Below are 13,169 nucleotides of genomic sequence, written 5' to 3'. Positions count from 1 at the left end.
TATTGGGTTTTGCCGGATTTTAGAGCCTCTTTTTCAGCCTCATTTTAAACCTGCCATTCGGCTTTGGGGACGGCTGATAACCGCTGCCAGTCGACACCGGCCACTAACCAGTGCCATTGCGCCTGGCTGAGCGCAAACACCGCGTCAGGGGCCTTGGGCCAGACAAAGCTGCCCTGATGCAATCGGCGTTGACACAACCAGACGCCATTGCCATCCCACAGCAGCAAGCGCAAGCGATTACCCGCTCGATTGCGGAAGATGAAAGCCGAGCCGGCGCAAGGTGCATGCCCCAAACTGTGCTGCACGAGGGCCGACAAGCCATCCAGGCCGCGCCGCATGTCCACCGGCGCCACGGCAATCCAAATCTGCGCTGGATAACCGATCAGGCCAGGCATCGCAGCAACTCCGCCACCCAGCGCGCTGATACCGAAGCAGGCAGCGCCAAGCGATGGCCTTGGACATGGGTAAAGAGAATGCCCGCATCGACGGGCTCAGAAGGCGCAACCTGGACGGGTATCAATGCAACCGAATCGGCTTTGGGCAATTTGCGATAGTCGCTCAGTCGCGCCGTGAACGTGCGAACATTGATCTGCTGCGCTGCGCAATACTCGGCTTGCGACAGTCCACTGCGTTGCCACGCTTCAATATGCTGACGCCATTTCGATGTGATGGCCATACCTGCTCCTGTTCAAAAAATCACAGGATGCCGTAGGACGAATGTTTTTCACAGGTGGGACGGCTGGGCGCTTACGGCGCAGGATTCCCAAGCCACTGTGAATTTGCGGCGTTGTGCTATCGATGGCAGAGCGATCAGTCGCTAGCCGGCGGCGAGTTTGGCGTAGGTGGATTCAAAAGCGATGAAACCGGGACAGCTCTGTGAAAAGCGCAGCTTCAGCCGGTGCCCGCTACGGATGAGTCGCGCGGCCAGATACATCAGTTCCTGGATCACGGTTTTGATACGCCGCCGCTTGGCAGGATGCCTGACCGGGCTTTGTTCGCCCAGCAAGCCGATCAGGCCTATCCAGCGCAGGATGTTGTAGCTATAGGCGCTGAGGCTCATGATCAGGTCGTTGGTGGCAAACTTGCCGGATGGCAGGCGCTCGATATCCAGATCGGTCTTGAATTCGCTGTGGAATTGTTCAGCGGTGGCATGGTCGCGATAGAGGGCAATAACCATGGCATCGTCGTAATCGGCCACCGGCAGACTGGTCCACCAGCCTTCGATTTCGATATCCGGTAGCACGAGGGCTTGGCCTTGAGCCGTGATGGTGCGCTCGGTGATTTGCATGACCCTGCGACAGGTATAGGTTTTACCGTTGCGAGTGTGTTGCTCCATGACACTGAACAAGGCCACGCGTTTGCCTTCGCGCGGTGTGGTCCACTGGCCGTGTTGTTCGGCGTAGGCCAGCCAGGCGTCGGCATCTTGTTTACGCGGGTTCCATTTGATGATGAAATCGACCTGATCGGCTTCGTGTAAGTCGATGCGATTGTCGAGCGCGTCGTGACCGCCATCCAGCCGGACCAACAAAGGCAAAGTCGTCAAACGTTTCGCGGCGGCGAGTCCGCGCTCCAGCGCATAGCGGAATTCGTATTGGCAATGCTGCTTGCCTTCGCGCAGTTCATTACCAATACACCAGCCCTCTTTACCCAGATAGAGGGCAATCGGGGCGTAGCCGTCAAAACCTTTGTAGGTTCGGGAGACGCCTTCTTTGCAGGTTTTTTCGTTGTTCATGGGGTAAACATCGATATCCAACGCGACATGGCCTGTGGCTAACGGCGTTACCGGCACCTGGGCGTGAGCCAGAAAATCGAGGTTGCTTTGATAAATGATCGGTAATAAGGCGTCAGCGTGTTCATCCAGCCGCTGTCTGAGGCGAGCGCTGGAGGGTACTTGATGAATGGCGAGCGCGGCTTTGAAATAGTCGTCGTCGCGATGGTTTTCGATGGCTTCGAAGTCGCTTTTGCCCAGGCTAAGGGTGCCTATATAGCTTTTGATAATATCGGCGTGAGCAATACCGTGCCGTAGCGGAATACCTTTTTCCAGCGCCTGATTGAGCTGGCCATATTGATTCAAACATAAACCGACCAAGGCTAATCCAGAATGGCTGGTATAAAATTCAGTTTCAGATTGCTCCAGGATAAACCGCTTCATGAATCACTCGCCGGGTGAATGGAAGAATAGCGGTATTATCCCAGAATAAGCGTTTTAAATCATTGCGTTGCGGCCGTGGATGACCTTTTAAGTCACGGATTCAGGTATCGCTTTAAATTACTCTTCGGAACATCTGCAACATAGCGCGATTGCCCTGCTTGCGTCGTTGGGCATCGAAAACTTCTCATTTACATACGACGAACTACGAGATTTCTTACTTGCTTACTATATTGTCGTGGAGCTTGCGGCGTCAAATCCATTAGAAGTAAACAGTATTTTTGAGAAAATTCCCAAGTGGCCTATCTATGAAGGTTTTTTCCGCTACGCCTATGTTCTCGCACGCAAGCAAAATAACGATACAGTTTTGGCCGCTTGTGAGACTTCTGAAGACTTCCAAAAGCATTATCTGAATAATCTGTCGCTCTTGTCAGCAGACATTCAAACGCCCGAAGACGTGGAGCGTGTGGAGGCCATTTTGAAAGATAACACAGCGGAAGACGATCTCCGACATGTTGCTTGGTTCCTGTTCAGAAAAAGAGAGGACTCGGAGCATCTGAACATTCGAATTTTGCTCGATCATGTTAGTAAATTAGATGATGGTAAGCGCGTAGCGGTACCACGACCCCAGCTCGCTGGCAGGACTTAATCGGCGTTAGCAAACGGCAGCAGTTCGTCGATGCGGCTGTTGGGCCAGGTGGGGAGTTTTTCCAGGGTGTCGCTTAGCCAAGCGGCCGGATCGAGGCCGTTGAGTTTGGCGGTACCGAGCAGGGTTTGAATGACGGCCGCCCGCTGGCCGGCGCGTTCCGAGCCTGCGAACAACCAATTCTTTTTGCCCAGGGCAATGGGTCGAATGCTGTTCTCGACGGGATTGTTGTCGATGGGCAGATCGCCGGTTTCGGCGTAACGCGTCAGCGCGGGCCAGCGCTTCAGACTGTAATCGATGGCTTTGGCGGTTGCGCTGTTGGGCGCCATCAGCAGTCGGGTTTTCTGCAGCCAATCGTGCAGCTCGGTTAAGGCAGGCTGGCTTTTTTCCGCCCGCAGGCGTTGGCGCTCGTCGCTGCTCATGTCTCGCCCCTCGGCTTCAATGGCATACAGGGCGCCGATCCGCTGCAAGGCGGCTTGCGCCACGGGGCTTTGGCTGGCTTGGAACAGGTCGAAGAACTTTCTGCGCGCATGTGTCCAACACGCCAGTTCGATACACGGTTCAAGCAGAAGTCGGGTTTCCGGGTGCGCGCGGGCAGTGGCAAACAAGGCCTTATAGCCGCCATAGTCGTCGACCATCAGGTGACCGTGCCAATCTTGTAGAAACTGTTGCGCATGCCGGCCGCTGCGACCGGCTTGATAGTCGAAGACGATGATCTTGGGGCCCGGTTGCAAGTCGTTGCTGCGGTAGGCCCACAGATAGGCTTTCTTGGTTTTGCCGTTGCCCGGATCGAGTTGTGGCACCGGGGTTTCATCGGCGTGCAAGCTATCGCGTTGCAATAGATGCCAAGTCAGGCGATCGGCCAAGGGCAGCAAGGCCACGCCGATGCGTCCGACCCAATCGGCCAGGGTGGAGCGGGACAGGATCACGCCATTCCTGGCGGCGATTTGTTCCAGTCGGTACAAGGGCAAATGATCCAGGAATTTACTGATCATGACCCAAGTCAGCAAACCGATCGCCGCCATGCCGCCATCGATCACGGCCGGTGGAATCGGTGCCGCCGTGATGGTTTCGCAGGCTCGGCAGGCGTATTGTGGACGGATGTGGCGATGCACGAAAAACTTGGCGGGTTCGACGTCCAGTTGCTCGGTCACGTCTTCGCCGATCTTGACCAAGTCTTTACCGCATTGACCGCAGGTGCAGGATTCGGGTTCGTGACGGTGTTCGATGCGTGGCAGATGTTCAGGCAAAGGTTGACGACCGGCACGGGGGCGTTTGGGCCGAGTGACCGTATCGGATGGGCTGTTGTCCTGTAGTTGCTCGACCTCGGCTTCAATCGCCGACATGTCGGTGTTCCAGGTTTCCTCGAACACATCGCGTTGCAACGGCGCCAGGGCTTCACTCTTGTGGCTGAAGCGGATGCGCTTGTAATACGCCAATTCGTGCGTCAGCGCGGCGATTTTGGCGTCTTTCTTGGCGATGGTTTGCGCATCCTGCGCGGCTTGATCGACCAGCGTCTGAATCATTGCCGTGACGTGGATTTTCGCGGCAGGTTCCAGGTTCAATTGATCGAGTTCGGCCAAGGGATTCATGGGGTTTATTATACCCCATGAACCCCCTGAATGCCTTGATTTTATTGGGTTTTGCCGGATTTTAGAGCCTCTTTTTCAGCCTCATTTTAAACCTGCCATTCGGCTTTGGGGACGGCTGATAACCGCTGCCAGTCGACACCGGCCACTAACCAGTGCCATTGCGCCTGGCTGAGCGCAAACACCGCGTCAGGGGCCTTGGGCCAGACAAAGCTGCCCTGATGCAATCGGCGTTGACACAACCAGACGCCATTGCCATCCCACAGCAGCAAGCGCAAGCGATTACCCGCTCGATTGCGGAAGATGAAAGCCGAGCCGGCGCAAGGTGCATGCCCCAAACTGTGCTGCACGAGGGCCGACAAGCCATCCAGGCCGCGCCGCATGTCCACCGGCGCCACGGCAATCCAAATCTGCGCTGGATAACCGATCAGGCCAGGCATCGCAGCAACTCCGCCACCCAGCGCGCTGATACCGAAGCAGGCAGCGCCAAGCGATGGCCTTGGACATGGGTAAAGAGAATGCCCGCATCGACGGGCTCAGAAGGCGCAACCTGGACGGGTATCAATGCAACCGAATCGGCTTTGGGCAATTTGCGATAGTCGCTCAGTCGCGCCGTGAACGTGCGAACATTGATCTGCTGCGCTGCGCAATACTCGGCTTGCGACAGTCCACTGCGTTGCCACGCTTCAATATGCTGACGCCATTTCGATGTGATGGCCATACCTGCTCCTGTTCAAAAAATCACAGGATGCCGTAGGACGAATGTTTTTCACAGGTGGGACGGCTGGGCGCTTACAGATGATGAGGAATCCGAGCGTTTCATAAGAACGATGTTCTCTGATTCTTTCGATTTTCGAGACAATAAATGGAGGGGTAGGGTTAGCGATCTTCTCAATAGTTTGAAGGACCTTGGAGAAGAGCAAATTCTTGGATTGGGTGTTTCAGCATTAGCACTTGCATTGCATTTTGCATCATATGCTCATTGGGATGAACGGGAGACCACTCTCAATATTTTCTCGAAGTTTCAGCTTACGCAGGAGGTAGGTGGCGCTATTGAGGCCTGTAAAAATACTGTTTCTGTTAAGGTGCAGAATTGCCTGAAAGAAATAGCAGAAGAACGGGGGAAGTATGAGGGATGAAATAGAATTGATCCTCCCGACTTCATGGGAGCCCAAGCGAGAAGAGTTTCTCGAAGCATTGGGAGTGTCTCGTGGAGGTCTTGGCGAACAGTTTTTCGGAACCGTCTACGACGCACTGTTTGTCGCATCTATTGAAGTCAAAGGTGAATTCAAAAAGTATTATTCCGTCGAGTATGCGAATTTGGCTGAGTATGTGGAAATTCGGTATGGGGAAGCCTTAAGCGAAGAGGATTTGGAAGCAGATAGGGTGTTCATGGTGACTTGGCTGCCACAGGTTATAGATAGAGCGTACGAGAACAACAAGCTAGACACCGTACTTAAATGCATTAAAAAGCTAGAAGAGGCCCAGAATGAAAGTCAAACTTGATTTCGTTTCAAACAGTTCATCGACGTCGTTTGTGTACATCTCAGACGAAGAGTTGAGCGAAGAGGTTTTTCTCAAAGCAGCCGGTGTGGACGGTGATGGCCCTGTCGGAGATTTGTTTCGTCAGATGTACTCCGAGATCAGTACTTCGATTCGGCGCAACGGAAAACAAGTAACGACAAAAGAGGCCGCGGATAGCCTTGCTGGAGAACATGAGTTCACACCGGAGGTTGTTGAGAAGATGAAAGATGCGATTGAGCAGGGAAAACACGTCGTTACCTCAACGCTGAGCAGCGATGGCCCCCTTGCGGAGTCGCTTCTGTGCATGGCCATGTTTGAGGTCAAGTCAGACCGCTTCTACATCAACGCCTACAACAATTATTGGTAGTTTCGTGCTAAAAGCCATCCGCTACAAGAGCTTGGGCTATACGTCCTTTTTCAATCCAGATACGGGTTTCTTCGCCCGAGTTCCGGATACGGGGAAGAAAGACCCGTTTTGGTCACCGCATGGGCCGGAGTTGATGGATATTTCAATCACAAATTGGTGTGATAAAGGCTGCTCTTTTTGCTACAAGTCTTCGACGAAATGCGGCGAACACATGGCGCTAGATGACTACAAGAGAGTGATTGATCAAGCTGCGGAAATGGGAACGTTTCAAGTGGCGTTGGGGGGCGGCAACCCCAACCAACATCCAAACTTCATAGAGATCTTAGAGTACACTGCAACTAAAGGTGTAGTTCCGAACTACACAACGAACGGTCGAGGTATGAGCGATGAGATCCTTAATGCCACAAGCAAGTATTGCGGTGCTGTAGCTGTTTCTGCTTACCCACCATACGATGAGACTGCTGCGACAATCAAGAAATTGGCTGACCACGGCATCAAAACCAACATTCATTTCATCTTGGACGCCGGGAGCATCGACACCGCAATTGATTGGCTCAACCAACCACCCGAATATCTGGCGGGCATAAACGCCATAATCTTTCTGAACTACAAACCATCAGGCCGAACAGTGTTTGAAGAAAAACTCTTGCGTAACAGTGCAAGACTGGATGAATTTTTCGGATTAGCCACCTCTCCACAAAGGAAACTGAAAGTTGGTTTTGACGCATGTTGCGTTAGTGGTGTATTCGCACGAACGAATGCCAACACTTCAATGGTTGACGCTTGCGACGCGGGTAGATTCTCGATGTATGTGTCGGAGGATTTGAAGGTATATCCCTGTTCTTTCCAGAGTGGTTTGGTAGAAGGCGATCAGTTGGACAGCGAGACAACACTCCTGGACATATGGACAAAGTCTAGAAACATGGGGATGTTTCGAAGTTACTTCAGTTCGGACCGCTGTGGAGAGTGCAGTCACCGTTCGGTTTGTATGAATGGTTGTCCTTTATTTGATGAGCTTGTCGTTTGCGGAAACCGATGAAATTCTTTCCGACGTTCAACCCCCATTTGTCCCGTAATTCGTATATACCGAATTGACTGGGGTGCTAATACTCAACCTGGGTCAAGGTAAGGATTCGTGCGATTATGGGCAATAGTAGCTAAACTCATGCGATATAAGTATCAATGATGCAATCTTCTGATGTTTAGTCTGCCGGAAAACAGATGTTTTCCAGTGGTGGTCGATAAATTACCGTTATTGTCGCTCAAAACACCCCAAAAAATGTACGAAAAACAGTGTCGCTTATGACATGCTGTACGGAAATTCTGTGTTAAAGGTTTTTCGCAATTAGAAAGGGCGCTATTACCCAAAATCGCACGAATCCTTACGGTCACCTAAAACAGGACATTATTATATTGCGCTTACACCGTGACTTCGCATAAGATAGGTTATGTTGAATTGCCTGTAAGCGCTCTATAGACGCTGTCTATAGAGCGCTTACCATTTCTGGCACAGGCATCCTAGGGATTTTCTCTCCATAGCTTGCCATTTTTGCGGACAGTAATGATCGCCTCGGCCTCTCGTTCGGCAATTGCGGTATGGTCCTTCTTGGTATCGTAAGCACAGCCCCCTCTGACTGAGTTGATTCGTTCGTCTCGAGGAATCTGATTCAGCCGATCCAGCAAGACTTTAGCGTCTCACACGCGATTGGAATTGACTTCAATCGCTCGAATCTCCAGGGTTTCGGTTTCGGCATCAATTCCCAGGTGAACCTTACGCCATTGCCGACGATATTCGGCGCAATCTTTCTTGGTTTTCAATTCGCCTTCGTCCAACATTTTGACGCCCGCGCTGTCGATCAGCAAATGCGAACCTTTACCATTTCTGCAGCAAAACTGCCATCCTTCAAAGCCGGTAAAGGCTTGAAAGACGCGGTTCAATAACTTGTAAACCTATCATTGCGGCCCCATACCCCAGCCTTCCAGTTCCGACTGTCGTTTGACCGTAGGGACGTCCAGGTCGGTCATCCGGCCTTGGGTGCGGGTTAAGGTATCTTGCCGGCCGCTGGAGGCTGCGCCGTATTTCTGCGGATTGAGTCGGCTGCCGGTACCGGTGAGTTGATCCAGATTCAGCATGGATGCGGCATTGGCGGCTGTCGGCAAATGCCCAGTCTGCGCCAGAATCGCCAACCACTCGTCGAGATTGACTTGCGTCCAGTCCACGCGGTCCAGATCCGCGACTTTGATGCCGGTACAACTGGGATTTTCCGGCGTGCCGAAATCCATGCCCAGCTGCGGTTTGATTTGTTCGTTGAGGATGCGTGCCAGCGGCGAGTTGTAGCAGCAGTAACTTTCCTTGCGCACCCAACACACGCCAGCCACCTTGCTTTCACAATAGGTGCCGAGATCCGTGCAGACTTTAAGCTGTTTCTTGGCGGCCAGTTCATACTCAGGCTCCTCGCAGGAATAGACGATCTGGATAATCATGATGATGATCATCACCACGGTATACGCCGTCATCAAGGTGCTGAGCAGTTCGCCCGCGACCGCGGCACCGCCACCCAACTCGACGCCGCCCGATTGAGCCGCTGGTGTCAGATTGCCCGCCGAGTCGAAGGCCGCCTGGCCACCGGCACTAAACAAAGCATTGCCGGCCGCTTCGCCAAAGGTTTGGCCGATCCATTCCGCTACCGACTTCATTAATTCGCCTTTCAGCGAATCCAGTAAACCTTGTGAAGCAATATCGCTGGTACTGAGCATGTCGGTACCGACCAAGTCGTTCACCGTCGAGGCAAAATCCGCCTGAAAACCGTTCCAGGCATCGCCGGCCAGCGTGAACGGGGTACGCATGGTTTCCCAGGCGCCACGAACGATGGACGTACTATCCATGGCCATCACCGCGCTATCCATCTGACTGGTCGCCAACAATAAATCGATATACCGACCCAAGCCCATGGCTCCCTCGGGCGTTTCGCAGCAATCGACCAGACTCAATGCGCCGCCGACCATTTTGCAACTGGCCGGCTTGCCTTGGAATACCTCACAGGTGGTCGGATCCTTTTGCTGCAGATCGGCATTGGCGTAATCGCAATGCAAATCCATCGCCATTTGCTGGGCGCTGTTGAGTAAGGCTACCGCCTTGCTGAAATCCTGGCTCTGCGTCCGATTCACGCTGATACAGTCTTCGCCCATGCAGCGAATCGGCCCGGCACACTGCTGTTGGGTATGGCTTTGAATCTCGGGAATGCCCACCGTTTGCCCGCAGTCGTAGGTATCGACACTGTCCCAGCAAGTGCCGGAGGCCAAGACACTGGTACATTGGCTTTTGATGAACGAGCAGCCTTGGGTTTCCAACGAATCACAGGTTTTGTTGGGTATCCCGTTCGCCGGCGGCTCCAAACAGTGGGTGCCGGCGGTATCGGTCCAGCATTGGCCATACTGATTCAAATCGCAGTTCCCAGTCGCCTGGATACTCATACAGGTATTGCGAATCCCCGTCGAACTGGCTACCGGGGCTTGTGCCAAATCCGAGCCGCAGACCATCACCTGCGAAGTCGGGTCGACGTAACAACCCGAAGCGTTGGCAGCATCATTCGTGCAACTCAATTGGCTGCCAGCCTGGCAAATACCATCGGTAATCGCGTTGGCCAAGTTTTGGCAATTCGGTCCGCTCCAGCTCCATTCGTCCTGGGTGATCAGTTTCGACAGGTCATAGCGCAGTCGAATCCGCGAATAGCCTTCGCCGCGTCCGGAAACGCGGGTTTCTTCCTTAAACACCTTGATGCCACTGCTATTGAAAGCATACAGTACATTGGTGTTGGGGTATTCGTTCCAACTGGTGTAAAGCTCGCAATCCCCAAACCAGCCGCTGGATCCTGTATAGATCAATTGATTATCGTAATAGACCCGAGTGTGGTCATCGTATTTGACGTACTCCAGGGTGGCGCTGGTGATGGCTTCCGGATGTAAGACCTCGTATTTGACCTGCCAGGTAAACAAGCCACAATCCGATTCCCAATAATCATCACCCACCCGGCCGACATACAAATCCATGCAGCCCGGCCCGCAACTGGAAAAACCGCCGTCGCCACTGACAAAATGGATCAAGGGCTCGACATTGACTTGGTGGGTGGCGGTACAGCTTTGCGGTACCGTCGGTTGTCTAAGGCAGAGCTGATAATCCGGCACCCGAACCGATTGCTGGGTTTCAGTTTGGGTCGTGGTGGTCGTGCAGTCCGCGAACGACTGTGCCCACGGGGTGAAATCGCTGAACACCTGATCGCCGGCTTGCCAGAGTGAGTCAGCCTGTAAGTCCGGGTGTGACTGGTGAGCATTGTCCATCAGGGTACGATAGGCTTCACCAGTGAAGCTGGTTTCGCCGTTCAAGGCGGTCTGTGCATCCAGACCCGCCGCCAGCGTGCCGGGATTGTTGCCGTAGAGATTGGCGAAATCTTGAGTTGTGCTCGTGGCACTTTGGGTATCGGGAAACAGCGTACCAATCGAAATCGCACTTTCTTGGGATGTGCCTGGATTCAAGGTCAGCGTGCCATTGCCGGTATCGAGTGGAAACGCAAAACCGTCTAGGACTTGCTGACCCAGTTGTTGGCCATCACGCCCAGCCGCCTGAATCGCATCCGCCCAGGACACACCAAACGGCGTCCAGGCCAGCGTAACGCAGAGTACAGCTGATAGGCTTTGTGTAATCAGTGCTTGCGGTTCAAATATCTGACGCATCGCTATAGGCCAACACAGCAGTCCTGCCAGCGCCACAGGATGTAGAGATGGTCCTCGCCCGGTCCTGGGAATGTACGTCCCGCACCCCACTTGAAGGTGGTTTCGCCAATGGCGTGATTGGATTCGGTTTCCGCGACCGGATAAAACATCGATAGCCGGTATTGCGATTTCGGGATAAAGGGGTAGATATAGCCACCGCACAAAGCATCGTTGCCTGATGTTTTCCAGGCCAGCCCCCGGCGATGCAAGGACGCCGTGGCGCGTGTGGCCAACAAGCTGGTAATTCTGGGATCGGTACCGTAACTGGTCGGCGATATGCCGGACAACGGATACATGTGCCCCCAAGCGCCAGCACACCAGAACAAGGCGTCCAGCGGATTACCGGTGGCCGCCGCTGCGGCATCGGCGACGCACGCTGAAATGGCCACGGGATTGGCAAACAGGGCCGTCTCCGGACTGGTAAAAAACGCCAATAAGTCGCTATTCCAGGTCGGATCCAATTCCGAGACATACAGCAAGTCAAAATCCCGGTAGCCATCGCTGTTACAGCGGCCATCCCAAAACAGATCCAGCAGAATGGTCAGCGGAAAGGCGAAATAGTGGTAATTGAAAAATGACATCTCGCTGGCATCAAAGTCGGCTTTGCCGGTAGTGGCGATCAGACGCACATTCGAAGCACTGAACTTATGCCCGCCCAATGCCGGCGAGCACCAGGGATTGCGGACGATCTCGACCAGTCGAGCCGGATTCCATAGGCCCATGGTCATGCCCAGTTGCGGAATACCCATCGGATCGGTGCAGAAGCAAAACTTCTCATCGGTGGCGATGCTTGGTACGTTGCCACCGCCCAGCGACGCCCCGGCTGCATGAATCGGAAACAGACAGCTCCAGCAAATATCGGTAATCAGTTTGCCGGACCACAGTTCGGCGTCCGAGCACAACGGGTCGATGCTATTCGTCGTGGTTTCGGCAACAAGCGGCGTTGCCAGCGTTATCAAGCTTCCCAACACCCAAGGCAACAGCCATTGCTTCATGACCGCTCTCCTGTTGAGGCCGGCAGTTTTCGCTCACGAACCAGTAGACAGTTACCGGCTTGTTCGACAATCGCCGGTACCTGCTGTAATTGAAAACGCCTGCGCACATCCGGCGTCAGCAGATACACAGGCGATTTCAACAGCGTTTCCAAGTTTTTAAGATCCTCCCACCCAGCTTCACGCGACAATTGCGTGGCCAGATACATCACACGGGCCTGTTTGTCCTGACAGGACTGATGCCGAATCAGCTCGACTTGAGCCGGCACCGTGGCATCGAACACCATCAGGCATAAGCCAAACGGCATCTTGGCCAACGGATTGACGGTTTGTCCGGCTCGGACGATCATCTGACCGTTTGGCGCTGTCAGATCGCGCGGGGCGGTGATGGTCAGATCGACGGTCCGATCACGATCGGCCTGAGCCGTGGGTAAGTCTTCAAATTTTTGTTGTGCCCAGAATCGAGCGATGGCTTGTTGTTGCTTGTGTTTCCAGTCGATGGCCGCCATCCGGTGTTTGATCTCTTCGAGCAAGTCGATTTCGGTAATTTCGCCAACATCGCCCAAGGCGCCCAAATCACCCTGCTTGCCGGCTTTGATCTGCTCGTCCAGCCAGGGCAAACTACTGACACCGCGAGCGTGTAAACGGGCTTTCCCGTCCTGCTCGACGACGATATCCGGCACCGATGACACCGACCAACGTTGAAAACGGGTGGGATCGATAATGATGTTGGGCAACGGCTCGATGCCTTTCAACAAGCGTTTGAGGTCGGCCATCAACGCCGGTAGTTTTTGACCAGGTTTGGGGCCGCGAAACACCAGCAACACATCGTCTCGGCCTGAGGCCTCTTCGAAGATGCTTTTCAGCGCGGACTCACTCAGCGAGAAGGAGACAAACAACAACGTGAGTGGTTTGCTCGAAGGATTTATCGGCAGGTGACTTTTCGAACCCGTCGATAGAACATTCGTTCGAATCGCCTGCGAGGCGTCCAAGACTTGCTGCGCCTGGCGTTTCACGTCCAACTGTTCAGATTGACCGGTCAACCAGTCGGGTCGAGGCTGTCCTTCCAAGGCCTGCAAAATGGCTTGAGAACGTTGCAGCCAAGCTTCTTCTGCTTGAACCGCTTGCACAA

The 13,169-nt window shown here is 53.8% G+C and carries 14 protein-coding genes and 1 pseudogene; 5 read left to right on the top strand and 10 right to left on the bottom strand.

The window, feature by feature from the left end:
* Positions 1 to 44: 44 nt before the first annotated feature.
* The 3 genes from tnpB (NM686_RS13125) to NM686_RS13115 all read right to left on the bottom strand — a co-directional run bounded on the left by tnpB (NM686_RS13125) (position 45) and on the right by NM686_RS13115 (position 2,152).
* Positions 45 to 395, bottom strand: coding sequence for an IS66 family insertion sequence element accessory protein TnpB (gene tnpB, locus NM686_RS13125; RefSeq protein WP_255187173.1), 351 nt, complete (start codon positions 393 to 395; stop codon positions 45 to 47).
* Complete coding sequence (tnpA, locus tag NM686_RS13120; protein ID WP_255187174.1) at positions 383 to 676, bottom strand: IS66 family insertion sequence element accessory protein TnpA; 294 nt, start codon at positions 674 to 676, stop codon at positions 383 to 385. Before tnpA (NM686_RS13120) ends, tnpB (NM686_RS13125) begins: the two co-directional genes overlap by 13 nt.
* A 141-nt stretch (positions 677 to 817) precedes the next feature.
* A complete protein-coding gene (locus NM686_RS13115; protein ID WP_255188233.1) occupies positions 818 to 2,152 on the bottom strand; it encodes an IS1380 family transposase in 1,335 nt (444 codons plus the stop codon).
* A 166-nt stretch (positions 2,153 to 2,318) separates the two neighbouring features.
* Between NM686_RS13115 and NM686_RS13110 the strand changes: the two genes are divergently transcribed.
* Complete coding sequence (locus tag NM686_RS13110) at positions 2,319 to 2,798, top strand: hypothetical protein (RefSeq protein ID WP_255188298.1); 480 nt, start codon at positions 2,319 to 2,321, stop codon at positions 2,796 to 2,798.
* Here the strand turns inward: NM686_RS13110 and tnpC are convergent.
* The 3 genes from tnpC to tnpA (NM686_RS13095) all read right to left on the bottom strand — a co-directional run bounded on the left by tnpC (position 2,795) and on the right by tnpA (NM686_RS13095) (position 5,105).
* The gene (gene tnpC, locus NM686_RS13105; RefSeq protein ID WP_255187172.1) at positions 2,795 to 4,387 is read right to left on the bottom strand and encodes an IS66 family transposase; all 1,593 of its coding nucleotides are present in this window, start codon (positions 4,385 to 4,387) and stop codon (positions 2,795 to 2,797) included. The genes NM686_RS13110 and tnpC overlap by 4 nt on opposite strands.
* An 86-nt stretch (positions 4,388 to 4,473) precedes the next feature.
* Entirely contained in the window at positions 4,474 to 4,824 is a 351-nt protein-coding gene (gene tnpB, locus NM686_RS13100) for an IS66 family insertion sequence element accessory protein TnpB (protein WP_255187173.1), read from the bottom strand.
* Positions 4,812 to 5,105 carry an IS66 family insertion sequence element accessory protein TnpA gene (gene tnpA, locus NM686_RS13095; RefSeq protein ID WP_255187174.1) on the bottom strand — a complete coding sequence of 98 codons (294 nt, stop codon included), beginning with the start codon at positions 5,103 to 5,105 and terminating at the stop codon, positions 4,812 to 4,814. Before tnpA (NM686_RS13095) ends, tnpB (NM686_RS13100) begins: the two co-directional genes overlap by 13 nt.
* Here tnpA (NM686_RS13095) and NM686_RS13090 point away from each other — a divergent pair.
* The 4 genes from NM686_RS13090 to NM686_RS13075 are packed head-to-tail and all read left to right on the top strand — an operon-like array spanning position 5,098 to position 7,314.
* On the top strand, positions 5,098 to 5,523 hold the full coding sequence (locus tag NM686_RS13090) for a hypothetical protein (protein ID WP_255188297.1): 426 nt from the start codon (positions 5,098 to 5,100) through the stop codon (positions 5,521 to 5,523). The genes tnpA (NM686_RS13095) and NM686_RS13090 overlap by 8 nt on opposite strands.
* On the top strand, positions 5,513 to 5,890 hold the full coding sequence (locus tag NM686_RS13085; protein WP_255188296.1) for a hypothetical protein: 378 nt from the start codon (positions 5,513 to 5,515) through the stop codon (positions 5,888 to 5,890). The genes NM686_RS13090 and NM686_RS13085 overlap by 11 nt, the downstream gene beginning before the upstream one ends.
* Positions 5,874 to 6,275, top strand: coding sequence for a hypothetical protein (locus tag NM686_RS13080; RefSeq protein WP_255188295.1), 402 nt, complete (start codon positions 5,874 to 5,876; stop codon positions 6,273 to 6,275). Before NM686_RS13085 ends, NM686_RS13080 begins: the two co-directional genes overlap by 17 nt.
* A 4-nt stretch (positions 6,276 to 6,279) precedes the next feature.
* A complete protein-coding gene (locus tag NM686_RS13075) occupies positions 6,280 to 7,314 on the top strand; it encodes a radical SAM/SPASM domain-containing protein (RefSeq protein WP_255188294.1) in 1,035 nt (344 codons plus the stop codon).
* A gap of 488 nt (positions 7,315 to 7,802) precedes the next feature.
* On the opposite strand, the pseudogene NM686_RS13070 reads toward NM686_RS13075, so the two are convergent.
* From NM686_RS13070 to NM686_RS13055, 4 genes and pseudogenes are all read right to left on the bottom strand, one after another.
* Positions 7,803 to 8,147, bottom strand: a pseudogene (locus NM686_RS13070) (transposase); the annotation flags it as partial.
* Positions 8,148 to 8,228: 81 nt separating this feature from the next.
* The gene (traN, locus tag NM686_RS13065; protein ID WP_255188293.1) at positions 8,229 to 11,006 is read right to left on the bottom strand and encodes a conjugal transfer mating pair stabilization protein TraN; all 2,778 of its coding nucleotides are present in this window, start codon (positions 11,004 to 11,006) and stop codon (positions 8,229 to 8,231) included.
* A gap of 2 nt (positions 11,007 to 11,008) precedes the next feature.
* Entirely contained in the window at positions 11,009 to 12,040 is a 1,032-nt protein-coding gene (locus NM686_RS13060; RefSeq protein WP_255188292.1) for a TraU family protein, read from the bottom strand.
* The gene (locus NM686_RS13055) at positions 12,037 to 13,167 is read right to left on the bottom strand and encodes a TrbC family F-type conjugative pilus assembly protein (protein WP_255188291.1); all 1,131 of its coding nucleotides are present in this window, start codon (positions 13,165 to 13,167) and stop codon (positions 12,037 to 12,039) included. Before NM686_RS13055 ends, NM686_RS13060 begins: the two co-directional genes overlap by 4 nt.
* Positions 13,168 to 13,169: the final 2 nt, after the last annotated feature.

Origin of the sequence: Methylomonas rapida, assembly GCF_024360925.2 — a bacterium.
Classification (GTDB): Bacteria; Pseudomonadota; Gammaproteobacteria; order Methylococcales; family Methylomonadaceae; genus Methylomonas; species Methylomonas rapida.
The sequence above is the reverse complement of the archived record's forward strand: the minus strand, read 5'-3'. Positions and strand labels throughout refer to the sequence as shown.